22 protein-coding genes and 1 tRNA gene are annotated in these 21,655 nt (G+C 58.9%); 12 read left to right on the plus strand and 11 right to left on the minus strand.

Annotated features, from left to right (window positions below; genetic code table 11):
• Nucleotides 1–17: 17 nt before the first annotated feature.
• The gene (locus PMI32_RS24610) at nucleotides 18–587 is read right to left on the minus strand and encodes an NAD(P)H-dependent oxidoreductase (RefSeq protein ID WP_008025448.1); all 570 of its coding nucleotides are present in this window, start codon (nucleotides 585–587) and stop codon (nucleotides 18–20) included.
• Nucleotides 588–679: 92 nt separating this feature from the next.
• On the opposite strand from PMI32_RS24610, the gene PMI32_RS24605 reads away from it, so the two are divergent.
• The gene (locus PMI32_RS24605) at nucleotides 680–1,579 is read left to right on the plus strand and encodes a LysR family transcriptional regulator (RefSeq protein ID WP_008025450.1); all 900 of its coding nucleotides are present in this window, start codon (nucleotides 680–682) and stop codon (nucleotides 1,577–1,579) included.
• A gap of 215 nt (nucleotides 1,580–1,794) precedes the next feature.
• Here PMI32_RS24605 and PMI32_RS24600 read toward each other — a convergent pair whose 3' ends face one another.
• On the minus strand, nucleotides 1,795–2,586 hold the full coding sequence (locus PMI32_RS24600) for an MlaA family lipoprotein (RefSeq protein ID WP_008025452.1): 792 nt from the start codon (nucleotides 2,584–2,586) through the stop codon (nucleotides 1,795–1,797).
• A 166-nt stretch (nucleotides 2,587–2,752) separates the two neighbouring features.
• Between PMI32_RS24600 and PMI32_RS24595 the strand changes: the two genes are divergently transcribed.
• The 4 genes from PMI32_RS24595 to PMI32_RS24580 all read left to right on the plus strand — a co-directional run bounded on the left by PMI32_RS24595 (nucleotide 2,753) and on the right by PMI32_RS24580 (nucleotide 5,759).
• Entirely contained in the window at nucleotides 2,753–3,463 is a 711-nt protein-coding gene (locus PMI32_RS24595) for a response regulator (RefSeq protein WP_008025454.1), read from the plus strand.
• A complete protein-coding gene (locus PMI32_RS24590; protein ID WP_008025456.1) occupies nucleotides 3,460–4,818 on the plus strand; it encodes an ATP-binding protein in 1,359 nt (452 codons plus the stop codon). Before PMI32_RS24595 ends, PMI32_RS24590 begins: the two co-directional genes overlap by 4 nt.
• A 55-nt stretch (nucleotides 4,819–4,873) precedes the next feature.
• Nucleotides 4,874–5,326: a hypothetical protein gene (locus PMI32_RS24585; RefSeq protein WP_008025457.1), complete on the plus strand. Its 453-nt coding sequence runs from the start codon at nucleotides 4,874–4,876 to the stop codon at nucleotides 5,324–5,326.
• A gap of 91 nt (nucleotides 5,327–5,417) precedes the next feature.
• Nucleotides 5,418–5,759, plus strand: coding sequence for a potassium channel family protein (locus PMI32_RS24580; protein WP_008025459.1), 342 nt, complete (start codon nucleotides 5,418–5,420; stop codon nucleotides 5,757–5,759).
• 370 nt (nucleotides 5,760–6,129) lie between these two features.
• Here the strand turns inward: PMI32_RS24580 and PMI32_RS24575 are convergent, their stop codons facing one another.
• Genes PMI32_RS24575 through PMI32_RS24560 form a run of 4 tightly spaced genes read right to left on the minus strand, consistent with a single transcriptional unit; the run spans nucleotide 6,130 to nucleotide 11,256 of the window.
• Nucleotides 6,130–6,351 (minus strand): formate dehydrogenase subunit delta, encoded by a 222-nt coding sequence (locus PMI32_RS24575; RefSeq protein ID WP_008025460.1) that lies wholly within the window; start codon nucleotides 6,349–6,351, stop codon nucleotides 6,130–6,132.
• On the minus strand, nucleotides 6,348–9,224 hold the full coding sequence (fdhF, locus tag PMI32_RS24570) for a formate dehydrogenase subunit alpha (protein WP_008025462.1): 2,877 nt from the start codon (nucleotides 9,222–9,224) through the stop codon (nucleotides 6,348–6,350). Before fdhF ends, PMI32_RS24575 begins: the two co-directional genes overlap by 4 nt.
• On the minus strand, nucleotides 9,221–10,780 hold the full coding sequence (locus tag PMI32_RS24565) for a formate dehydrogenase beta subunit (RefSeq protein ID WP_008025464.1): 1,560 nt from the start codon (nucleotides 10,778–10,780) through the stop codon (nucleotides 9,221–9,223). Before PMI32_RS24565 ends, fdhF begins: the two co-directional genes overlap by 4 nt.
• Nucleotides 10,780–11,256 (minus strand): formate dehydrogenase subunit gamma, encoded by a 477-nt coding sequence (locus PMI32_RS24560; RefSeq protein WP_008025466.1) that lies wholly within the window; start codon nucleotides 11,254–11,256, stop codon nucleotides 10,780–10,782. The genes PMI32_RS24565 and PMI32_RS24560 overlap by 1 nt, the downstream gene beginning before the upstream one ends.
• 408 nt (nucleotides 11,257–11,664) lie before the next feature.
• Here PMI32_RS24560 and PMI32_RS24555 point away from each other — a divergent pair, with 408 nt between their 5' ends.
• Nucleotides 11,665–12,414: a hypothetical protein gene (locus PMI32_RS24555; protein WP_008025468.1), complete on the plus strand. Its 750-nt coding sequence runs from the start codon at nucleotides 11,665–11,667 to the stop codon at nucleotides 12,412–12,414.
• Nucleotides 12,415–12,450: 36 nt separating this feature from the next.
• Nucleotides 12,451–12,819, plus strand: a complete 369-nt coding sequence (locus PMI32_RS24550; RefSeq protein WP_008025469.1) for a PH domain-containing protein — start codon at nucleotides 12,451–12,453, stop codon at nucleotides 12,817–12,819.
• A 106-nt stretch (nucleotides 12,820–12,925) separates the two neighbouring features.
• Here the strand turns inward: PMI32_RS24550 and PMI32_RS24545 are convergent, their stop codons facing one another.
• The 5 genes from PMI32_RS24545 to PMI32_RS24525 form a co-directional block, all read right to left on the minus strand.
• Nucleotides 12,926–13,294, minus strand: a complete 369-nt coding sequence (locus tag PMI32_RS24545) for a hypothetical protein (RefSeq protein ID WP_008025471.1) — start codon at nucleotides 13,292–13,294, stop codon at nucleotides 12,926–12,928.
• A gap of 178 nt (nucleotides 13,295–13,472) precedes the next feature.
• The gene (locus tag PMI32_RS24540) at nucleotides 13,473–13,787 is read right to left on the minus strand and encodes a DUF3077 domain-containing protein (RefSeq protein WP_008025473.1); all 315 of its coding nucleotides are present in this window, start codon (nucleotides 13,785–13,787) and stop codon (nucleotides 13,473–13,475) included.
• A 445-nt stretch (nucleotides 13,788–14,232) separates the two neighbouring features.
• Nucleotides 14,233–15,282, minus strand: coding sequence for a DUF4062 domain-containing protein (locus tag PMI32_RS24535; protein WP_008025475.1), 1,050 nt, complete (start codon nucleotides 15,280–15,282; stop codon nucleotides 14,233–14,235).
• A gap of 241 nt (nucleotides 15,283–15,523) precedes the next feature.
• Complete coding sequence (locus PMI32_RS24530) at nucleotides 15,524–15,853, minus strand: hypothetical protein (RefSeq protein ID WP_008025477.1); 330 nt, start codon at nucleotides 15,851–15,853, stop codon at nucleotides 15,524–15,526.
• A 149-nt stretch (nucleotides 15,854–16,002) separates the two neighbouring features.
• Nucleotides 16,003–16,087 (minus strand) — tRNA-Leu (locus PMI32_RS24525).
• A 107-nt stretch (nucleotides 16,088–16,194) separates the two neighbouring features.
• On the opposite strand from PMI32_RS24525, the gene queA reads away from it, so the two are divergent.
• The 5 genes from queA to secF all read left to right on the plus strand — a co-directional run bounded on the left by queA (nucleotide 16,195) and on the right by secF (nucleotide 21,612).
• Nucleotides 16,195–17,244, plus strand: coding sequence for a tRNA preQ1(34) S-adenosylmethionine ribosyltransferase-isomerase QueA (gene queA / locus PMI32_RS24520; protein WP_008025479.1), 1,050 nt, complete (start codon nucleotides 16,195–16,197; stop codon nucleotides 17,242–17,244).
• 14 nt (nucleotides 17,245–17,258) lie between these two features.
• Nucleotides 17,259–18,374: a tRNA guanosine(34) transglycosylase Tgt gene (tgt, locus tag PMI32_RS24515; protein WP_162130724.1), complete on the plus strand. Its 1,116-nt coding sequence runs from the start codon at nucleotides 17,259–17,261 to the stop codon at nucleotides 18,372–18,374.
• Nucleotides 18,375–18,417: 43 nt separating this feature from the next.
• Nucleotides 18,418–18,756 carry a preprotein translocase subunit YajC gene (yajC, locus tag PMI32_RS24510; RefSeq protein ID WP_007916913.1) on the plus strand — a complete coding sequence of 113 codons (339 nt, stop codon included), beginning with the start codon at nucleotides 18,418–18,420 and terminating at the stop codon, nucleotides 18,754–18,756.
• 63 nt (nucleotides 18,757–18,819) lie between these two features.
• A complete protein-coding gene (secD, locus tag PMI32_RS24505; protein WP_008025484.1) occupies nucleotides 18,820–20,688 on the plus strand; it encodes a protein translocase subunit SecD in 1,869 nt (622 codons plus the stop codon).
• A 9-nt stretch (nucleotides 20,689–20,697) separates the two neighbouring features.
• Nucleotides 20,698–21,612 (plus strand): protein translocase subunit SecF, encoded by a 915-nt coding sequence (gene secF / locus PMI32_RS24500; RefSeq protein WP_008025485.1) that lies wholly within the window; start codon nucleotides 20,698–20,700, stop codon nucleotides 21,610–21,612.
• Nucleotides 21,613–21,655 lie beyond the last annotated feature (43 nt).

Consider the following 21,655-nt stretch of genomic DNA (forward strand, 5'->3'; position numbering starts at 1 on the left):
GCGTGCACGATATCAAATCAGTGGCTTTGAGCTGAAGTGCGTCGTGGGTTGTGTTGAAACTGCTCGATCCTGGCCCGGTATTCAGTGGCGATGACATGCAACTCCGAGCCCGGCAGCTTGTTGGCCCGATACACCAGATACGGCTCGCTCCACGCCCATTGGCAGCGATGCGCAGTCGCGCGCAACGGTTGCAGCAATTGCTCAAGGGAAAACAGGTTGGCGCCGGTTTCACTGTAGGCTTCGGGCGTATTGCCCGCCGTCGCCACAATCATGATCGGCAGCCCCTCAAGCCTGGAGCCCTGCGCTTCATAAGCGATGTAGTACATCTGCGTCAGCACGCGGTCCTGCCAGTTTTTCAGCAGCGCCGGGGTCGAGTACCACTGCACCGGAAATTGCAGCACCAGCCGTTTTGCCGACAACAGGCGCTGCACCTCCACGGCGGTGTCGACTTCATCGGTCGGGTAAAGCCCATACAGATCGACGATGGAGACACCCGGCAGATCCTTCACGGCATCAAGCAAGGCGCGGTTGGCGTGTGAACGTCCCAGATCCGGGTGAAAACTCATAATCAGCGTGGTGTCGTTCATGGGATTACCCGGTTCAAGTGAAGGGAGCCACAGCGTGCCAGCGTGCTATAAATTGCTCCAATGGATGGTTTGTCTAATTAGGTATTGATTCAATGAATCTACGTTCGGTGGACCTCAACCTGTTGACCGTGCTCGATGCGTTGCTCGACGAAGCCCACGTCTCCCGCGCTGCCGAGCGTGTCGGCCTGTCGCAACCGGCGGCCTCCAATGCGCTGGAGCGTTGCCGGCATCTGTTCCAGGATCGCCTGCTCGAACGCGTGCCGGGCGGCATGCAACTGACCCCCAAGGCGCAGGCCTTGCGCGGTCCGTTGAAGCAGATTCTGGGCTCGGTCAGCACGCTGGTCGGCGCTGCCAGTGCCGACCTGAGCACCCTGCGCCAAACCGTGCGCATCGTCATGGCCGACTTCCCGGCGATCATCGTCGCGCAACAGTTGCACCAGCGACTGGCCGAGTTGGCACCGGGCATCGACCTGGTGATTCAACCCTGGCAGGGCGGCGAAGCGGCTCAGGAAAGTTTGAGTCGCGGCCAAAGCGATCTGGCCATGTCGGTCTTCCCGCCCCTCGGACCGGACTACACCCGACGCCTGCTGTTGCACGAGCATTTCGTGGTGGCGATGCGCGCCGGGCATCCTGCAATTGCAGACTTCGATCTTGATCGCTGGCTGAGTTATCCACACGTGCTGGTGTCTGGCCGGGGCGCAACCTGGGGCCCGCTCGACGAGTTGTTGAAAGGGAGGGGGCTGGCGCGACGGGTCGGGATCGTCGTGCCGAGCTTCGTCATGGTTCCGGATCTGCTGCTGGGCTCGGACCTGATTGCGATGTTGCCCAGCCAGTGCCTGTCGATACCGATGGCCAAGACGCTGCACGCCGTGCAACCGCCGATTGAGGTTGAGGGATTTGCGGTGCATCTGGCCTGGCATAAACGCCGCGATGAGGACGCGGCGGTGCAGTGCGTAGCGCGGGTGTTGGAGGAAGTGATCGCTGCTCACTGACATCCGCCTCCCCATTGGCGACCAGCCAGCGAAACAGCTCGCTCACCGACACCGTGTGACTGCGCTCGATCCAGCGCACCACCGCCGGGCCGTAGTGTTCGGTGTAGCGGGTGAGCACCAGTTGGCGACAGTCTGCGGACAGGCGCAGGGTGATTTCCCGGCAGTGCAGATTCGCCTCATCGTCGCGGGTCACGCGGTGTTGAAGAATCAGGCCTTCAGAAACCATCGGCCGGTGCTCCTGTGCATTGTGGTTGAGTGTTCTTCGGCGAGCCTTGTTTGCCCTCGACCACGAAAGCGGTGCGATGCTCGGCGACCACGTTGCGCAACGCGCTGTAATAGTCCGGCAGTTTTTGCAGGCTGTCGGTCAGCGGCAGCACTTCGGCTCGGCCATCGACGATGTCGCCGACGGTGTTGATCGTTGAGAGCGTGTCCACGGTATCGCTGTTGTCGCCGAACGGATCGACCACGAAACTCAGCACACGCCCGGCCGCATCGCGGCTGTTGGACGTGCCGAGCAACGGCAGTTCGACGATTGGCCCGTTGCCGATGCCCCACACGCCGAAGGTCTGGCCGAAGTCGGCTTTATGACGGGGAATGCCGGCCATGCCGGAGACGTCGATCAACCCCACCACGCCCACCGTGGTATTCAGCGCGAACCGCCCCAGCGTATTGACCGAACGCATCGGGTTGCCTTGCAGCAGGTCATTGATAAATACCTTGGGCTCGCCGAAGTTCGCCACGAAGTTATGCACACCCGTCTGGAAAAAGTCCGGCGTGTGGCGATAGCCGCGAGCGACCGGTGCCAGGGCGTAGTCATCCACCACCCGGTTAAACGCGAAGACCCCGCGATTGAGTGGTTCCGCCGGGTCGTACACCGAATAGGCGATGTCGGCGCAGCTCACTTCGGCGCTGGACGACGGCTGGCTGCTGCAGCCCGCCAACCCGGCGGCCAGCACGGCAATCGAGGTGTTGCGGGCCAGCCAGGGAGCACATTTGAAAGGCAACATGGACGCGAGTCTCGGGAGGAATTGGCGGCGATGCTGGGCCCCGAGCCTTGCGCAAAGATGTCCGGTTTATTGCGCCGCTGTCGTTTTATTGCAGGATTGAAATATATGACGCGCTGCCGTGAATGGTTTTAGATGACGGTTCCATTCGCCCCGTAAGTGACCTTCGGTGAACAGCCTTTTAATTGTCGACGACGACCTTGAAGTCCTCGATCTGCTGAAAAAATTCTTCGTCCAGCACGGCTACAGCGTCGAGGTCGCCACCGACGGCGCGTCGCTGTGGGCGGCCATCGAGCGCCAAGCGCCAGACCTGATCATTCTCGACGTGATGTTGCCCGGCGACAGCGGGCTGATCCTGTGCCAGCAACTGCGCATCCGCCACGCGATCCCGGTGATCATGCTCACCGCCATGGGCGAACTCAGTGATCGGGTGGTCGGCCTCGAACTCGGCGCCGACGATTACCTGACCAAACCCTTCGACGCCCGTGAATTGCTGGCCCGGGTGCGTGCCGTGTTGCGCCGCGTGGAGGACCGCCGACCGCTGGCGCAGGAACGTCCACGGCCGCTGATCGACTTCGCCGACTGGCACCTCGACGTCACCCGCCGGGAACTGCGCTCGCCGGACAACGTGATGATTCCGCTGTCGGCCGGTGAGTTTGATTTGCTGCTGGTCTTCGTCGAACACCCGCAACGCATCCTCACCCGCGAGCAGCTGCTGGACCTGGCGCGCGGGCATTGCCACGACGCGTTCGACCGCAGCATCGACGTGCAAGTCAGCCGCTTGCGACGCAAACTCGAATCCGACACCAAGCGCCCGGCGATGATTCGTACCGTGCGCAACGGCGGTTACTTGTTCACTCCAAGTGTGACGCGGCGATGAACTGGCTGAAGCGGATTCGCCGGGACACGGTGGCGCGCTGGATCGCCCTGACCATCATCCTCGCCATGCTCATTTCTCTGGCGCTCAACGGGCTGTTCATTCAACTCGCCGGCGTCTGGGCGCGGCCGCCGCTGACTGAAACCGGGCTGCTGGAAAAAGTGGCCGCCATCACCCGCGTCATCAAGGCTGCCCCGGTGCCCCTGCGCAGCCAGTTGGCACAAGCTGTCAGTGATGAAGGCTTTACCGTCAGTTGGCACCTTGAACGGCGTGAGCTCAACCTGCCTCCCGTGGAGGATCTGGATTCCGAAATCGGCTCGACCCTCTTGCAGCCGTTGCTTAAATTCGCAGGTCGAATCCAGGCCTACGAGCCGGCTGACTGGACGGAACCCTCGGCGGACGCGCATTACGCGTTGCTGATCGAACTGCCGGACTCGTCCTGGGTGATGTTCTCTGCGCCCTCACGCAGCTGGGGCCTCGACGAAACGCCGCGCTACCTGATCGTCATCCTGCTGGTGCTGATTTCCACCGCGCTGGTCGCCCTGATCGCCACCCGCCGTCTCGCCACACCCTTGCAGCGCTTCGCCGAAGGTGCCCGACGCTTCGGCATCGATTTCCGCGCCCCACCCATCGAACCCCTCGGCCCGCAGGAAATCCGTCAGGCGATCCTCGCCTTCAACGCCATGCAGGCCCAGTTGCAACACTTCATCCGCGACCGCACGCAAATGCTCGCGGCCATCTCCCACGACCTGCGCGCACCGTTGACGCGCATGCGTTTGCGCGGCGAATTCATCGAGGATGCCGAGCAACAGCAGCGGCTGTTTCGTGACGTGGATGAAATGCAGGCGATGATCAATTCGGCGCTGGAATTCTTTCGGGATGACGCGCGGCTTGAACCGGCGACCCAGTTTGATCTGGCAGAACTGCTGCAAACCTTGCGGGATGACTACCGGGATCAGGGTGTCGAGATTGCCTTCAGCGGGCCGCAACGGCTGGTGTATTTCGGGCGGCCGTTGGGGCTTAAGCGGGTGATGACCAATCTGCTGGAGAACGCGATCAAGTACGGTAGCGAGCCTGCGATTGAGCTGATGCCTGATACGGGGGAAGTGCGGATCAACGTGCTGGATCGTGGCCCGGGAATTCCGCAGGCCAGTCTTGAGCAGGTGTTTGTGCCGTTCTTTCGCCTGGAAGGCTCGCGGAATAAAAGCACGGGCGGGGTAGGGTTGGGATTATCGGCTGCACGGGCGATTGTGCTGGAGCACGGCGGCGAGCTGAAGCTGCGCAACCGGTCGAAGGGCGGGTTGGCGGCGTTGGTGGTTTTGCCGGTGCATCCGGGGACAGGATTCGGTCTACAGTGAATGATCCATGCAGTTCGCGGGCGCTGGGGAAGGCGCTGATCAGAGGAGAGGACTTATGAAACGGATCATCCTGCCGGCATTGGCCACCATGATGTTGGTGCAACTCCCGGCCTATGCCATCAACGACAAGTACCGCAAACAACTTGAGCAATCCGGTTGCACCCAGGTCAGCGAGACTCAGGGCTGCGATATCCACAAGAGCAAAGCGGAAAACGCCAAGGCCGGATTCACCAACCCCGCGGCGGACAGCACAAATACCCAGACGCCTTACGCCGGGCAATGGGTCGCCAAGAGCGATGCCGGCGCGACCGTTGCCACGATTCGTATCGATGCCAAGGAGCAGGTCTGGGTCAACGGCAAGCGGGTCAATGCCAAGCGCACCGATGGCACGCTGCAGTTTCATCAGGGCAAACTCACCTTCACGATTCAGGGCGATCGGCGGTTGCAGAATGAGGATTACTGGACCGACAGCGATGCCGGGACCAAGGGGCCGATTCAGATCGAGTAGCCCTTACATCCAGGGACGCGGCATCGATTTCCAATACTTGTGCCAAGCTGATGAGTGTCAATCCGCCTGCCGCCCTCAGGAAACCCACGACATGAAGCCTGCAAATACGTCGAACATCCGCCGAGAGTTCTACAAAGCTGTCGGCTATTACCTTCGAGTTGTCTGGCCCATCCTTTCCACCATGCTGATCGTCATCGTCACGTGCGGCCTGATCATCAGCTACCTGGAAGGTTGGGATCCTTTCGACGGCATCTATTTCGGCTTCGTGACCGGCTTGACCATCGGCTATGGCGAGCTGGTGCCGAAGTTGCCGGTTTCGCGGATATTGGCAATATTGCTCGGGTTCAACGGCGTGCTGCTCACGGCGATCTTTGCGGCGATCAGCGTGCGGGCGATTGAGATCGCGGTGCGGGTGACCGATGGGGATAAATAAGGCGGGCAAACACCACACACAACCCCTGTAGGAGCGAGCCTGCTCGCGATGCAAGTTCATACAACGCGGGCATCCAGACAGCCCGCGTTATCGTTGACGACCATCGCGAGCAGGCTCGCTCCTACAGGTTTTTTGTCGTTTTCTAGATCTACGCTTCCCAACCCGCCCCGCTGACCACCGTTGCGGCGATCAGCGTGCGGGCGATTGAGATCGCGGTGCAGGTGACCGATGGGGATAAATAAGGCGGAACACTACACACAACCCCTGTAGGAGCGAGCCTGCTCGCGATGCAAGTCCGTACAACGCGGGCATCCAGACAGCCCGCGTTATCGTTGACGACCATCGCGAGCAGGCTCGCTCCCACAGGGTTTCAGGCCTCCCAACCCGCCCCGCTGACCGCCTCTTGCGCCAACGGATGCAAATCCGCCCCCTGATGCTCTGTCTGCCAGGCCAGCAACTCCTTGCGCATGCCCGGCGTCCAGTACATCTGCAGATGATTACGCACACCGAGCACGGCCTGTTTCCGGTCCGGTTCGGTGGCGAAATACTGGGCGATCTGGTTGACCATCTTGATCAGATTGGCAGTGCTCATCGGCGCACCTCCGCTTTAGCGCCTTGACGGCGTTCCTTGAGCAAACGGTGCTGTTCGTCGGTGAATTCCTGGAAGCGTTTTTGCCACTCCGAAGGGTGGTAGACGCGGCTGACCTCAACGGCCGTGACCTTGTACTCCGGACAGTTGGTCGCCCAGTCGGAGTTGTCGGTGGTGATCACGTTGGCCCCCGATTCAGGGAAGTGGAACGTGGTGTACACCACGCCCGGCGCGACCCGTTCGGTGACCCGCGCACGCAGCACGGTTTGCCCGGCGCGGCTGCCGATGCCGACCCAATCGCCTTCGTTAATGCCACGGCTTTCGGCGTCGGTCGGGTGGATTTCCAGGCGGTCTTCGTCGTGCCAGGCGACGTTCTCGGTACGCCGGGTTTGAGCGCCGACGTTGTACTGGCTGAGGATGCGTCCGGTGGTCAGCAGCAGCGGATAGCGGTTGTTGACCTTCTCCTCGGTCGGCACATAACCGGTGAGCATGAACCGCCCCTTGCCGCGCACGAATTGATCGATGTGCATGGTCGGTGTGCCGTCCGGTGCGGCGGCGTTGCACGGCCATTGCAGGCTGCCGTGGCGATCCAGTTCGGCGTAGCTGACGTTGGTGAACGTCGGCGTCAGGCTGGCGATTTCATCCATGATTTCCGATGGATGTTTGTAGTTCATCGGGTAGCCCAAGGCGTTGGCCAAAGCCACGGTGCCTTCCCAGTCGGCCTTGCCGCCCAACGGGTCCATGACCTTGCGGACCCGCGAGATACGGCGCTCGGCGTTGGTGAAGGTGCCGTCTTTTTCCAGGAACGAAGCGCCCGGCAGGAACACATGGGCGAACTTGGCGGTTTCGTTGAGGAAAATGTCCTGCACCACCACGCATTCCATGGCCGACAAGGCCGCGGTGACGTGCTGGGTATTCGGATCGCTTTGGGCAATGTCTTCGCCCTGGCAATACAGGCCCTTGAAGCTGCCGGCCAGCGCAGACTCGAACATGTTCGGAATCCGCAGGCCCGGATCGGGTTGCAAGGTGACGTTCCACGCCTGTTCGAACTGCGTACGGACCGTTTCGTTGGAGATGTGCCGGTAGCCGGGCAACTCGTGAGGGAAGGAACCCATGTCGCAGGAACCTTGAACGTTGTTCTGCCCCCGCAGCGGGTTCACGCCCACGCCTTCGCGGCCGATGTTGCCAGTGGCCATGGCCAGGTTGGCGATGCCCATCACGGCGGTGCTGCCCTGACTGTGTTCGGTGACGCCCAGGCCGTAATAAATCGCGGCGTTGCCGCCAGTGGCATACAGGCGAGCGGCGGCACGAATATCGGCAGCGTCGACCCCGCAGACAGGGGCAAGGGCTTCCGGCGAATTCTCCGCACGGCTGACAAACTCGCTCCAGCGGGCGAAGTCATTGCCTTCGCAACGGGCGTCGATAAAGGGCTGGTCTTGCAAGCCTTCGGTGATGATCGTGTGGGCCAGCGCGTTGAGCATGGCGACGTTGGTGCCGGGGCGCAGGGCCAAGTGATATTCGGCGCGGGCGTGCACCGAGTCCACCAGATCGATTCGACGTGGATCGATAACGATCAACCGCGCACCTTCACGCAGACGGCGCTTGAGTTGCGAAGCGAACACCGGGTGAGCGTCGCTCGGGTTGGCGCCCATCACCAGGATCACGTCGGCCTGCATCACCGAATCGAAACTCTGGGTGCCGGCGGACTCGCCCAAGGTTTGTTTCAAGCCATACCCGGTCGGTGAGTGACAAACCCGCGCACAGGTGTCGACGTTATTGTTGCCGAACGCGGCGCGCACCAGTTTTTGTACCAGATAGGTTTCTTCGTTGGTGCAACGGCTGGAGGTGATACCACCAATGGAATCGCGGCCATATTTCTGCTGCAAGCGACGGAATTCGCTGGCGGCGTAGGTCACCGCTTCATCCCAGCTGACTTCCTGCCATGGGTCGCTGATGTTCTTGCGAATCATCGGTTTGGTGATGCGATCCGGGTGGGTCGCATAACCCCAGGCAAAACGCCCTTTGACGCAAGAGTGGCCGTGGTTGGCCTGACCGTTCTTGTCCGGAACCATGCGCACCAGTTGGTCGCCTTTCATCTCGGCGCGGAACGAGCAGCCTACGCCACAATAGGCACAAGTGGTGATCACGCTGCGTTCCGGCTGGCCGAGTTCGACCACGCTTTTTTCCATCAGCGTCGCGGTAGGGCAGGCTTGTACACAGGCACCGCAGGACACGCATTCCGAATCGAGGAAGTTATCACCGCCAGCAGCGGCCACGCGGGATTCAAAACCACGCCGGGTGATGGTCAGGGCAAAGGTCCCTTGGGTTTCTTCACAGGCGCGCACGCAGCGGTTGCAGACGATGCACTTGCTCGGGTCGTAGTCGAAATAAGGGTTGGAGGTGTCTTTCTCGTCCTCCAGATGATTCTCGCCTTCATAACCGTAACGCACTTCGCGCAGACCGACCTGACCGGCGACGGTTTGCAGTTCGCAGTTGCCGTTGGCCGAGCAGGTCAGGCAATCCAGCGGGTGATCGGAGATGTACAGCTCCATGACGTTGCGGCGCAGCGTTGCGAGCTTCGGCGTCTGCGTATGCACGGTCATGCCTTCAGTGACCGGCGTGGTGCAGGACGCCGGATAGCCGCGCATGCCGTCGATCTCCACCAGGCACATGCGGCAGGAGCCGAAGGCTTCCAGGCTGTCGGTGGCGCAGAGTTTGGGAATGGTGGTGCCCATCAGCGCAGCGGCGCGCATCACCGAAGTGCCTTCGGGCACGCTGATGCTGCGGCCATCGATGTTCAGGGTGACTTGCACCTGGCTTTCGCGAGCGGGAGTGCCAAGGTCGATATCGGTTTTCGGGTCGAAGAGAGTAATCATTGCTCGGCCTCCGAAGGCTGCAGACCGAAGTCGGCGGGGAAATACTTGAGGGCGCTGGTGACCGGGAAGGGGGCCATGCCGCCCAAGGCGCACAGCGAACCGTATTGCATCGTGTCGCACAGGTCCTTGAGGATGATCACCTGCGCATCGCGTTCACTCTGGTCCGGCGCGGCCAGCATCCGGTCGATAACCTCAACGCCCCGGGTCGAGCCGATGCGGCAAGGCGTGCATTTGCCACAGGATTCCTCGGCGCAGAACTGCATGGCGAAACGGGCCATTTGGGCCATGTCCAAGGTGTCGTCAGCCACGACCACACCGCCGTGGCCGACCATCGCGCCGATGCCGGCGAAGGCCTCGTAATCCAGCGGTGTATCGAATTGCGACGGAGGTACCCACGTGCCGAGCGGGCCGCCCACCTGCGCGGCCTTCAGCGGCCGACCACTGGCGGTTCCGCCGCCGTAGTCTTCCACCAGTTCCCGCAGGGTCAGGCCAAAGGCCCGTTCAACCAGACCGCCGTGACGAATATTGCCCGCCAGTTGGAAAGGCATCGTGCCCAACGAGCGGCCCATGCCGTAATCGCGATAGAACTGCGCACCCTTGGCCAGAATCAGCGGCACCGAGGCCAACGTCAGCACGTTGTGCACCAGCGTCGGCTGGCCGAACAGTCCTTGTAGAGCAGGGATAGGCGGCTTGGCGCGGACGATTCCGCGCTTGCCTTCCAGCGAATCCAGCAGCGCCGTTTCCTCACCGCAGATATAAGCGCCGGCACCGACCCGCACTTCCATGTCGAAGGCCAGACCGCTGCCGCCGACATTGGCGCCGAGGTAACCCGCTTCACGAGCAATGTTCAACGCTGCACGCAGAGTGGCCACGGCATCCGGATATTCCGAACGGACATAGATGTAGCCGAAGGTGGCGCCGACGGTAATGCCGGCGATGGCCATGCCCTCGATCAGCAGGAAGGGGTCGCCTTCCATCAGCATGCGGTCAGCGAAGGTGCCGGAATCGCCTTCGTCGGCGTTACACACAATGTACTTCTGCGCCGCCTGAGTGCCGCGCACCGTGCGCCATTTGATTCCGGCGGGGAAGGCCGCGCCGCCACGGCCACGCAGGCCTGAATCGAACACTGCGGTTGCGGTCTCTTCGCCGCCAATGGCGATGGACCTTTTCAAACCCTCAAAGCCACCGTGCGCCCGGTAATCGTCCAGCGACAGAGGCCGGGTAATACCGGCGCGGGCGAACAGCAGGCGTTGTTGAGATTTGAGATAAGGCAGCTCTTCCACCAGGCCCAAGGCCAGTGGGTGAGCGGATGGGTCGCCTTTCAAGGCATCGAGCACGGATGGCACATCGTCTGCCGTCAGCGGACCGAAGCCGATCCGACCTTGCGGGCTGTCCACTTCCAGCAGCGGCTCCAGCCAATACAGGCCGCGCGAACTGGTGCGCTGCAACTCCAGCGGCAGATTACGTTCCTTGGCCTGAGTGATCAGCGCTGTGGAGACTTCATCGGCACCCACAGCACGGGCAAGGGAATCACAGGGCAAATAAAGAGTCGGCATCACGCGTCCTCCCGGCAAGCGTCGAGCAAGGCATCGAGACGCTCAGCACTGAGCCGCGCATGCACCCGGCCATCCAGCTCCAGAGCCGGCGAACAGGCGCAGGCGCCGAGGCAATAAACGGGGCGCAAACTGATGTTGCCGTCGGCGCTGCTGCCGTGATCGTCCAGTTGCAGGCGGTCGCGCAACTGCGCGGCCAGCTCCTCGGCGCCACGGCTTTTGCAGGACTCAGCGCGGCACAAACGCAGAATATGGCGGGCTGGCGGCGAGGTACGGAAGTCATGGTAAAAACTGATCACCCCGCGAACCTCGGCCTGACTCAGGTTGAGGGCATGAGCAATCTCGGGGACGGCCACATCGGGGATGTAACCGATGCGTTCCTGAATATCATGAAGAATGGGCAACAGTGCGCCGGGGGAGCCTTTGTGGCGCTCCAGCAGGCTGTTGACCAATGGCAGGTGCAAACTCTCATCAGGCATTCAGCAATCCTCACGGTCACGGACAAACCAGAAGGTTGTCGGTCGTCCGAAAGTGTCGGCTGCGGCACTCACACCACGTCACGGTATCGTGGCAATTTCAGGCCGGTGGCCAGGGCACCCTTGGCGGGCATCTTGTTGTGCCCGGCACGGTCTTCGCCGCACCTCAATAAGGGCATAAAAGTCAGATTGCCACGCGGCTGTTGAATTGACTGCACCAATGCGACGTGTCCGGTTCTATCCACGACCTCTTATTGAGTCTAGAAGAACGTAGCCTGCGTGGAGGTTTCAGAATGCATGCACAGCGGATCGCCGCAGGAAATATCGGCTTTCCCCTTCGCCGCCAGTGGACGGCAGGGCGGCAAAACAGTAGCGTTGCGCCACTTTCATCAACTTTGTAACGGACTACACATGGCCACTGTCACTCGAGCCTCGCGCCTGTTCTGCGCAATCACTTTCGCCGTCGTGATGACCCCGGCGCTCGCCGGCCTGTCGAGTGAAACCCCGACATACGCCTGGGACGGCTACCTTTCCGATTGCCAGAAATTTCTGCAGGTGGTGGCCGAGGTGCAGGCCGGGCGCCAGACGCCCAAAGAAGCTAATCCCGCTATCAAGATGCATCTGAGTACCCTTGAGTTCCATCGCTACTACCTATCCCCGTCAAGCCTTGGCTCCCCCGATTACGCTCGTTGTGAGAGCGGCGTTCCCATAGCGGAAGAGATCGCGCACAAGGGCGAAATTGAACTCAGCGAAGACGTGGACGAGTATCTCGCGCAAGCCCAGATCAAACACCTGGCCTCCCCGGCATACAAGCGCGCTCGCTCTCTGGGCTTCACCGACGTCGGCGAAATCGGAGAACTCGACCAGCACGCCGAGCTGGATGGTGAAGCAAATCTGAAGACCTTGATGATCAGAGTCGATTCTGGTTGCGGCGAACATTTCCGCGCCGCGAAATACGTCAAACCTTATGTGATCTACACCGTCGGTCCTGACGATGGCACCTGCGCCATTAACCGGAACGTCGCAGTGTTGGGCGGCAAAGTCGCGGAGTGGGGCGAGTACATTGATGAAGAAGCGATTTTTCAGTATGTGGGATGGAAGAAACTGCCCGGACAGGATGGATTCCCCGTCAACATTCGAGTCGTAAAAGCGCTGAAGTAATTCGCAGGGATTTTTCTTCGAACGGAGGATGGGCAGATGATCGACTTCAACAACAAAGGCTTCTTCAAACTCAAGCAAAACGAAGAATACGCAGAACGTGTCAGTGCACTGCTGCTGGAAGGCGAGCACGTCATCGACTCGTACAAATCCATGCGCGACGGCGTCGTCTTCACCAACAAACGCATCATCGCCGTCAACGTACAGGGCATCACCGGCAGCAAAAAAGACTTCACCTCGCTGCCCTACAAAAATATCGTCGCGTACTCGGTAGAAACCTCCGGCACGTTCGACCTGGACTCGGAACTGGAGATCTACTTCTCTTCGCTGGGAAAAGTGAAATTCGAATTCACCGGCCGGACATCAATGGTAGAAATCTCCAAACTGATCTCCCAACACCTCCTCTAACCCGAGCACCCAAAAGCCCCGAAAACCCCGGGGCTAGCCCACACCCCCTGTAGGAGCCGGCTTGCCGGCGATAGCGCCAAACCAGCCACCACCAACCCCAAGGCACTCACCCAGAAACCAAATACGACCAAGCCTGCCCAAGCACAACCGCGCCAACAAAAACACTCACCGCCCCGGCAAACAAATGGCGCAGAAACAGATTCTCGGGCTGCTCAAGCCTCGCAATAAGCCACATCCAAGTCCCAACCAACGTGCCCAGCCCAGCCATGATCGAATACAACATAAATGGCTCTTCCGGCGACGGAGTCCCGCGGGCAGCTTGGGTCAATAGCTCCACCACTATCGCGACAATAAGGCCGCTCACAACCCCCGCCAGATTCGCCAACCACACATTCAGTGTGCCACGACAGCGCACCACCCAAACCCACATCCCAAAGAATGTACCGTTAATAGCCAGCCAGTCGAACAACATCATTCACTCCACTCCTTGGTTCAAAAAAAATCAGGGCCAACATCACCCTACAAACAACCCCACCCCCCTGTAGGAGCCGGCTTGCTGGCGATAGCGCCAAACCAGCCACCACCACCACCGAACGACTACCACCATCGCAAGCAACCCGCCCCCACAGACTTCCTATCTTATCGACTGACGGCTAAATCCCCTCAGCCTTCGCCCCCGCCCGCTTGGACCCCGACAAAGAATCCCGATCCCGCGTCAACACCTTCACCGCATCATCCACCAACGCCTTACTCATCGACGTCAAATAATGCGCAGCCCAGGCGTGGCGGTCGGTGTCTTTGGCGTAGGCAGCATCTTCGTTGAGTGTTTTGGCGAGGAACAGGAAATCGGAAGCCATAGATAACGCGTCGCCGAGAGGGACGTCGCGGGTGACGTGGAAGAGTGGTTGATCGCCGCAGTAGATGGCGGGGGTTAGGCCGATGGTTTTTAGTTCGGGGTGGTTGGTCATTGGGTGCCTCCAGTAACGGAGAGGCGATGGGGGAGGGGTGAAGCGTTACGCGATTGGGAATTGCGTAGAGGGGAAAGCCAAGTTTTGTACGGATTCATGCTGCGCATTATCAGACTCCTTGATATGAGGAGCTGCCACGTTCGTTTCCACACGAATGGGTGACAGCTGTGCGCAGGGTGGAAAACCGGGAATCAAGGAAACCGGCACGCCCGAAGACGTCCCACGCACAGCCGCCATAACTCACGCCGCAGGCATAAAAAAAGCGCCGGCAGACGTGATGGGGGCGCTGTTGCGCCTTGAATTACACGGGTTTCCACACCCGGTCGCTGATTTGGCAGCGACACACGGAGATTATCGTGCGGACCTCTTTCCTGCAACCTCGAAAGCTTCTTCTCTAAATTACATGCCATTAGAAAATGTGTCTGTCCTCCTTTTTGTATATCGGCTATGGCTGCGATATGCTCATGTATGCATGATTCTCAATTAACTTTTTTCTAGATGTAGATGGGAGTTTAAGGTAGGCGTCGTATTGTTCTTGCAACCATGTTAGCTCGGCGCGCTGGAGCTTGGTTAGTTTTCCTGAGAGCTTAGCAATTGTCTCGCTCAAGTAGACTAAAGTAAAATAAGGGGCTTCATCATCCTCTTTTCCTTCGACTATTTCGAAGAATCCGAATTGAACAAAGAAATCATGCCATGCCGGAGGTGGGATGTTTACCGCATCATCTATCTCGCTGCTGTACAGGAAGTGTCGATCAGAAGATCTTGTTGCAATGGTTGCAAAAAGTTCCCTCGCTTCACCTTCTAGGTCAATTGTGTTAAGAGCTGCTTCTGCGCCGGCGCCGTCCATATTTTTATAGATTCCCTTGACAATTTCTTCAATCTTTTCAGAAGCTGCTGTCAAAGTTGCGAGGGTCTCATTGGTCGTTGAAAGTTGCTTGTTTAATGACCTACTTTGTAGGTACTCGAAGAACATTCCAGCCCATTGTTTTCGAAGGTAATCAAATATTTCCTTGGTCAGGCGAAAGCCGAAAAAACCATTATTGTTTGGTGCTAGTCTAACTTGATCTATAAAGTTAAATATGTCGGCAGCATTTTCCTGTTTGTCTATCGAAGGGTAATTGATGTCCTTAACAAACGGCTTGTCTCTATTTTTTTGCCAAATGTTGTGGTCGTTTAATACGTCTTGTTTTATGAATGTAAATATTGGGATTCCTTGTTCTTTGGCTGCAATGTACTCGGCGTTAGTAATTGATTTTGTTTTGTCGATTACATGCTTTCCGCCAAAGCGTCCACCAATTACCAGGATGAATATCTGGCAATTAGATGTTTCTCGTATACATGCGGTGTGAGTGTGCAAGTCAGGATGGTAAAATACGTCGCCCCGTTCACTAAGCGCGGTGTCAAATCCAAAGGCGTTGCAGAAGCCAACAATCGCGTCGCGTTCTTCAGCTAGGTCGTAGCATGTAGAACTGACGAAAACTCTTGGTGCAGCCATAACTTTTCCTTTTTCCTTTTTCCTTTTTCCGTTTGATGGTTAGGTGCTAGGCCTAATTATTGTTAGATGTTAATGGCCGAACGCCCCCAGCGAAGGTGTTTCTATGTGCGTGAATCTGCTCGGCGAGATTGTAGTTAAATTTCTGTAGAGAAAAGGGGCCGGCTTATGATCCGTCGATACGTCGCGATCAGCAACGTAGCGCCTGTCGGGGGGGACTCGTATTTTAGGCAAGTCCCTTCGTTCATTGAATATCTTTCAAGTAGTCCTTGAGCTCGATGAGTGGAGCACCAAACTGCTCCAAAGTGCGCGCATTGCTCAAATCAGCCGACAACCGATGAAGCTCCCGTCCTAGCGGCGTATCAACACCGCCTAAAGCGTCCAGCGCCAGTCCTACGCAGTGCGCCACTCTAAACTGAATCCCCTCAACATCCCCCCGCCGCACCAGCAACCCAAAAACCTCCCGCTCATAATCGCTCATGATCGGATCATCCCGCAGAATCGGACTCGACCCCTCCGTCTCATAAGCCAGCTTGAGACAGAACAGAGCAACAGTTTCCAGCAGCAGTTCCATGGGATGAATCCTTGAGAATGTCGTACCGGCCGAGGACGAAAAAAGCCAAAAGCATCGCCAGCAAGCCGGCTCCTACAGGTCGGTGGGGTGTCAGGTGCTTTTCTGCAGGCGAAAAAAAAGGCCTTGCTAAGCAAGACCTTTCTTAATTTTGGTGCCCCGAGGGAGACTCGAACTCCCACTCCTTTCGAAAACGGATTTTGAATCCGCCGCGTCTACCAATTCCGCCATCAGGGCTCAATGGCGGCGAAGTATAGAGATGAGATTACCGTCGGTCAATCAGGTACATAGAGAATTTTCACTATTTCGGCTAGACTTCCGGGCCCTGCTAGACGAACCCCATCATGCGCGTTGCTGACTTTACTTTCGAACTCCCTGATTCGCTGATTGCTCGCCACCCTTTGGCCGAGCGTCGCAACAGTCGCCTGTTGACCCTTGATGGGGTTAGCGGCGCCCTGGCACACCGTCAATTCACTGATTTGCTTGAGCATTTGCGCCCGGGCGATTTGATGGTGTTCAACAATACCCGGGTGATTCCGGCGCGGCTGTTTGGCCAGAAGGCTTCCGGCGGCAAGCTGGAAATCCTGGTGGAGCGGGTGCTCGACAGTCATCGCGTGCTGGCCCATGTGCGCTCCAGCAAGTCGCCGAAGCCGGGTTCGAAGATCCTGATCGATGGCGGTGGCGAAGCCGAGATGCTGGCGCGTCACGATGCGTTGTTCGAGTTGGGGTTCGCCGAAGAGGTGTTGCCGCTGCTCGACCGCGTCGGGCACATGCCGTTGCCTCCTTATATAGACCGCCCGGATGAAGGCTCGGACCGCGAGCGTTATCAGACGGTGTACGCCGAGCGCCTGGGCGCGGTGGCGGCGCCGACGGCGGGGCTGCATTTCGATCAGCCGCTGATGGAGGCGATTGCGGCCAAGGGCGTCGAGACGGCGTTCGTGACCTTGCACGTTGGCGCGGGCACGTTCCAGCCGGTGCGGGTCGAGAAGATTGAAGACCACCACATGCACAGCGAATGGCTGGAAGTCGGTCAGGACGTGGTCGATGCCGTCGCCGCTTGCCGCGCTCGCGGTGGTCGCGTGGTGGCGGTGGGGACCACTAGCGTGCGTTCGCTGGAAAGTGCCGCGCGCGATGGCGTGCTCAAGCCGTTCAGTGGCGACACGGACATTTTTATCTACCCGGGCCGGCCGTTTCATGTGGTTGATGCCCTGGTCACCAACTTCCATTTGCCCGAATCCACGCTGTTGATGCTGGTTTCGGCGTTCGCCGGTTATCCCGAAGCCATGGCCGCTTATAAAGCCGCCGTTGAGCATGAATACCGCTTTTTCAGCTACGGTGATGCGATGTTTATCACCCGTAATCCCGCACCACGTGGCCCTGAGGACAAAGAATGAGTCGCCAAAGTCGTATGTCGTTTGAGTTGCTTGCTACTGACGGCAAGGCTCGTCGCGGTCGCTTGACCTTCCCGCGCGGTACCGTCGAGACCCCGGCCTTCATGCCGGTCGGTACTTACGGCACCGTGAAGGGCATGCTGCCGCGGGACATCACCGCGACCGGCGCGGAAATCATTCTGGGCAACACCTTCCACTTGTGGCTGCGTCCTGGCACCGAAGTGATCAAGAAGCATGGCGACCTGCACGATTTCATGCAGTGGAAAGGCCCGATTCTTACAGACTCCGGCGGTTTTCAGGTGTTCAGCCTGGGCGCGATGCGCAAGATCAAGGAGGAGGGCGTGACCTTCGCTTCTCCGGTCGACGGCGCCAAAGTGTTCATGGGCCCGGAAGAGTCGATGCAGGTCCAGCGTGACCTGGGCTCGGACATCGTGATGATTTTCGACGAATGCACCCCGTACCCGGCTGATGAAGACGTCGCGCGTATTTCCATGGAGCTGTCGTTGCGTTGGGCCAAGCGTTCGAAAGAAGCCCATGGCGACAACACGGCGGCGCTGTTCGGTATCGTTCAGGGCGGCATGCACCAGGATCTGCGCATGCGCTCGCTGGAAGGCCTCGACAAGATCGGCTTCGATGGCCTGGCCATTGGCGGTCTGTCGGTGGGCGAGCCGAAGCACGAGATGATCAAAGTGCTGGATTACCTGCCGGGTCAGATGCCGGCTGACAAACCTCGTTACCTTATGGGCGTTGGCAAACCGGAAGATCTGGTTGAGGGTGTGCGCCGCGGTGTGGACATGTTCGATTGCGTGATGCCAACCCGTAATGCCCGCAATGGGCATCTGTTCATTGATACTGGCGTGCTGAAGATCCGTAACGCGTTCCATCGCCATGATGATTCGCCGCTCGATCCGACCTGCGATTGCTATACCTGTCAGAACTTCTCCCGCGCTTATCTGCATCACCTGGACAAGTGCGGCGAAATGCTGGGAAGCATGCTCAATACCATCCATAACTTGCGTCATTATCAAGTGCTTATGGCTGGTTTGCGCGAGGCTATTCAACAGGGTACATTGGCCGCCTTTGTCGATGCCTTCTACGCCAAACGCGGGTTACCTGTTCCGCCTTTGGACTGAGTTTTCTGACCCCAAGATTCAACATTTGCAACTGGAGTGCTAAATGAGCTTTTTTATCTCGAATGCCATGGCTGACGCCGCTGCACCGGCCGCTGCCGGCCCAATGGGTGGCGGTTTTGAGTGGATTTTCCTGGTCGGTTTCCTGGTCATCTTCTACCTGATGATCTGGCGTCCACAGGCCAAGCGCGCCAAAGAGCAGAAGAACCTGCTGAGCAGCCTGCAAAAAGGCGACGAAGTTGTGACCACCGGCGGCATCGCCGGCAAGATCACTAAAGTGGCTGACGATTTCGTGGTTCTGGAAGTTTCCGACACCGTCGAAATGAAATTCCAGAAAGGCGCCATTGCCGCCACGCTGCCAAAAGGCACGCTGAAAGCGATCTAAGTTTCAACTTCTACTCAATCGACGGGGCGCGCAAGGCGCCCCGCGTCATAAGCGGGCGGCGTGATGCTGAACAAATACCCTCTGTGGAAATACATTCTGATCCTGGCGGTGCTGGCGATCGGTCTGATTTATTCCGCTCCCAATCTATATCCTGATGACCCGGCCATTCAGGTCAGCGGTGCAAGCACTGCGCTGCAGGTCAATCAGGCTGATCTGGATCGAGTGAGCGCTGCGCTCAAGGAATCCGGGATCAACGTCAAGGCGGCCACGCTGGCGACCAACGGCAAGGGCGGTCTGATTCGTCTGGTCAAGGCTGAAGACCAGTTGCCTGCCAAGGACGTCGTGCGCAAGGCATTGGGTGATGACTACGTCGTTGCTCTGAACCTGGCACAAACCACTCCACAATGGCTGCGCAGCCTGGCCGCGCACCCGATGAAGCTGGGTCTGGACTTGTCCGGTGGTGTGCACTTCCTGCTCGAAGTGGACATGGACAAAGCCCTCGACGCACGCTTGAAAGTGTACGAAGGCGATGTAAAGAGCCTGTTGCGTAAAGAGAAACTGCGCTATCGCAGCCTGCCGCAACTGGGCGGTGCCATTCAGCTGGGCTTCTCTGATGAAGCTTCCCGCGAACAGGCCCGTGCACTGATCCGCAAGAACTTCAACGATTTCGACATTGTTCCGGCAGACCTCAATGGTCAGGCGGTGCTGCGTCTGGCGATGACCCCGGCCAAGCTGGCGGAAATCCGCGAATACTCCATCAAGCAGAACTTGACCACGGTACGTAACCGCGTCAACGAGCTGGGTGTTGCCGAACCGATCGTTCAGCGTCAGGGCGCCAACCGCATCGTGGTTGAGCTGCCGGGCGTACAAGACACCGCAGAAGCCAAGCGTATCCTCGGCAAGACGGCCAACCTTGAGTTCCGTCTGGCTGCTGAGCCTGGCGCTTCGAAAGCCACTTCCGAATCCTTCGAGTTCCGTGAGGGCAATCGTCCTCCTGCGCTGATCGAGCGTGGCCTGATCATCACCGGTGACCAGGTCACTGACGCCAAGGCTGGCTTCGGCGAGCACGGCACGCCAGAAGTGAACATCCGTCTGGATGGCCACGGTGGCGAGCTGATGAGCCGTGCGACCCGTTCGAACGTCGGTCGCAGCATGGCGGTGATCTTCATCGAGCAGCGTCCGGTCACCACTTACACCAAGCAAGTGGTCGATGGCGTCGAGAAAGACGTGGCAGTGCAGTCGTTCAAGGAAGAGAAGAAGATCATCAGCCTGGCGACCATTCAGTCGCCGCTGGGTGCTCAGTTCCGCATCACCGGCCTGAACGGCCAGGGCGAATCGTCCGAACTGGCGCTGCTGTTGCGTGCCGGTGGTCTGGCAGCGCCGATGTACTTTGCTGAAGAACGCACCATCGGCCCGAGCCTGGGTGCGGACAACATCACCAAAGGTATCGATGCATCGCTGTGGGGCATGCTGTTCGTCTCGCTGTTCATCATCGCCATCTATCGCTTCTTCGGCATCATTGCCACCGTTGCGCTGGGTGTGAACATGGTGCTGCTGCTGGCCCTGATGTCGCTGCTGGGTGCAACGCTGACCCTGCCGGGTATCGCCGGTATCGTATTGACCATGGGTATGGCGGTCGACGCCAACGTACTGATCTTCTCGCGGATTCGTGAAGAGATCGCGGCGGGCATGACCGTACAGCGGGCAATCAACGAAGGTTTCGGTCGCGCATTCACGGCGATTCTCGATGCCAACCTGACCACCTTGCTGGTGGGCGGGATCCTGTTTGCCATGGGTACAGGTCCGGTCAAAGGCTTCGCAGTGACCATGTCCCTCGGGGTTTTGACTTCGATGTTCACGGCCATCATGGTCACCCGCGCGATGGTCAACTTGATCTTCGGCGGTCGTGACTTCAAGAAGTTGTGGATTTAAGGGGCTGCCATGTTACGTACAATCAACTTCATGGGCGTTCGCAACTTCGCGTTCGGCGTCACATTGTTCCTTACTGCGCTGGCCATTTTCAGTGTCTTCCACAAGGGCATGAACTGGGGGCTGGACTTCACCGGCGGTACGCTCATCGAGCTGACCTACGAGCGTCCGGCCGACGTCACCAAGGTGCGTGAGCAGCTGGTTTCGTCCGGTTATCACGAAGCCATCGTGCAGAACTTTGGTGCGACTACCGATCTGCTGGTGCGCATGCCTGGCGAAGACCCGCAGTTGGGTCACCAGGTGGCAGCGGCGTTGCAGAAGGTCGGCGGCGATAACCCGGCGACGGTCAAGCGCGTCGAGTTCGTCGGCCCGCAGGTGGGTGAAGAGCTGCGCGACCAGGGCGGCCTCGGCATGCTGATGGCGCTGGGCGGCATCCTGATCTACCTGGCGTTCCGCTTTCAGTGGAAATTCGCCGTCGGTGCGATCGTTTCCTTGATTCACGACGTGATCGTGACCATCGGTATCCTGTCGTTCTTCCAGATCACCTTCGACCTGACGGTGCTGGCGGCGGTGCTGGCGATCATCGGTTACTCGCTCAACGACACCATCGTGGTATTCGACCGGGTTCGTGAGAACTTCCGTGTACTGCGCAAGGCCAGCCTGATCGAGAACATCAACATCTCGACCACGCAAACCCTGCTGCGGACCATCGCGACGTCGGTTTCCACCTTGTTGGCGATTGCTGCACTGCTGTTCTTCGGTGGTGACAACCTCTATGGCTTCTCCCTGGCGCTGCTGGTGGGTGTTCTGGCCGGTACTTACTCGTCGATCTACATCGCCAACGTGGTGCTGATCTGGCTGAACCTGAGTTCCGAAGACCTGATCCCGACGGTGAATACCGAGAAGGAAGTCGACGACCGTCCTTGAGGACTCTCTAGTCCAGAGCAGTTCCCCAGCGATGTAGTCCAAA

This window comes from Pseudomonas sp. GM60 (assembly GCF_000282415.1).
Lineage (GTDB): Bacteria > Pseudomonadota > Gammaproteobacteria > Pseudomonadales > Pseudomonadaceae > Aquipseudomonas > Aquipseudomonas migulae.

Coding starts and splice junctions, on each gene's coding strand:
- PMI32_RS24610 (WP_008025448.1), bottom strand. CDS start 587: ATGAACGACACCACGCTGATTATGAGTTTTCACCCGGATCTGGGACGT.
- PMI32_RS24605 (WP_008025450.1), top strand. CDS start 680: ATGAATCTACGTTCGGTGGACCTCAACCTGTTGACCGTGCTCGATGCG.
- PMI32_RS24600 (WP_008025452.1), bottom strand. CDS start 2,586: ATGTTGCCTTTCAAATGTGCTCCCTGGCTGGCCCGCAACACCTCGATT.
- PMI32_RS24590 (WP_008025456.1), top strand. CDS start 3,460: ATGAACTGGCTGAAGCGGATTCGCCGGGACACGGTGGCGCGCTGGATC.
- PMI32_RS24585 (WP_008025457.1), top strand. CDS start 4,874: ATGAAACGGATCATCCTGCCGGCATTGGCCACCATGATGTTGGTGCAA.
- PMI32_RS24580 (WP_008025459.1), top strand. CDS start 5,418: ATGAAGCCTGCAAATACGTCGAACATCCGCCGAGAGTTCTACAAAGCT.
- PMI32_RS24575 (WP_008025460.1), bottom strand. CDS start 6,351: ATGAGCACTGCCAATCTGATCAAGATGGTCAACCAGATCGCCCAGTAT.
- fdhF (WP_008025462.1), bottom strand. CDS start 9,224: ATGATTACTCTCTTCGACCCGAAAACCGATATCGACCTTGGCACTCCC.
- PMI32_RS24565 (WP_008025464.1), bottom strand. CDS start 10,780: ATGCCGACTCTTTATTTGCCCTGTGATTCCCTTGCCCGTGCTGTGGGT.
- PMI32_RS24560 (WP_008025466.1), bottom strand. CDS start 11,256: ATGCCTGATGAGAGTTTGCACCTGCCATTGGTCAACAGCCTGCTGGAG.
- PMI32_RS24555 (WP_008025468.1), top strand. CDS start 11,665: ATGGCCACTGTCACTCGAGCCTCGCGCCTGTTCTGCGCAATCACTTTC.
- PMI32_RS24550 (WP_008025469.1), top strand. CDS start 12,451: ATGATCGACTTCAACAACAAAGGCTTCTTCAAACTCAAGCAAAACGAA.
- PMI32_RS24545 (WP_008025471.1), bottom strand. CDS start 13,294: ATGATGTTGTTCGACTGGCTGGCTATTAACGGTACATTCTTTGGGATG.
- PMI32_RS24540 (WP_008025473.1), bottom strand. CDS start 13,787: ATGACCAACCACCCCGAACTAAAAACCATCGGCCTAACCCCCGCCATC.
- PMI32_RS24535 (WP_008025475.1), bottom strand. CDS start 15,282: ATGGCTGCACCAAGAGTTTTCGTCAGTTCTACATGCTACGACCTAGCT.
- PMI32_RS24530 (WP_008025477.1), bottom strand. CDS start 15,853: ATGGAACTGCTGCTGGAAACTGTTGCTCTGTTCTGTCTCAAGCTGGCT.
- queA (WP_008025479.1), top strand. CDS start 16,195: ATGCGCGTTGCTGACTTTACTTTCGAACTCCCTGATTCGCTGATTGCT.
- tgt (WP_162130724.1), top strand. CDS start 17,259: ATGTCGTTTGAGTTGCTTGCTACTGACGGCAAGGCTCGTCGCGGTCGC.
- yajC (WP_007916913.1), top strand. CDS start 18,418: ATGAGCTTTTTTATCTCGAATGCCATGGCTGACGCCGCTGCACCGGCC.
- secD (WP_008025484.1), top strand. CDS start 18,820: ATGCTGAACAAATACCCTCTGTGGAAATACATTCTGATCCTGGCGGTG.
- secF (WP_008025485.1), top strand. CDS start 20,698: ATGTTACGTACAATCAACTTCATGGGCGTTCGCAACTTCGCGTTCGGC.